Source organism: Bacillus cereus group sp. N31 (assembly GCF_016483245.1).
Classification (GTDB): domain Bacteria; phylum Bacillota; class Bacilli; order Bacillales; family Bacillaceae_G; genus Bacillus_A; species Bacillus_A toyonensis.
Genome location: NZ_JAEHCH010000093.1, coordinates 1 through 340, shown reverse-complemented (window position 1 = coordinate 340; position 340 = coordinate 1). Strand labels below are relative to the sequence as shown.

The following is a 340-nucleotide window of genomic DNA, read 5'->3' as shown; positions in this document are numbered from 1 at the left end:
TTTTGTATCTACTACTTTACCGTTTTGTAGTAAGTCTACTTTGATCGAGCTTGGACGATCTGTTGCGTTGTTATCGTCTTTCCATGTTTTCGTTCCTTCTACTTTTGTTTCGCCTACTTTTGTATTTGTGATGTCATAACCGTGTACGTCAGATTGGTATCCCGCTACTGGCTGTTCCTTCACTTCGTACTTGTATGCTACTCCATTTGCGTCATATGCTTCTACATCCGCAAATGCATATTTCCAGTTTGTTGCCGCTGTTGCTTCTTTTGTATCTACTACTTTACCGTTTTGTAGTAAGTCTACTTTAATCGAGCTTGGACGATCTGTTGCGTTGTTA

General features: G+C 40.0%; 1 protein-coding gene. It reads right to left on the bottom strand.

The features are described from left to right. The coding region (locus tag JDS81_RS29900; protein WP_199688698.1) for a Cna B-type domain-containing protein at positions 1-340 on the bottom strand (340 nt) is incomplete at both ends.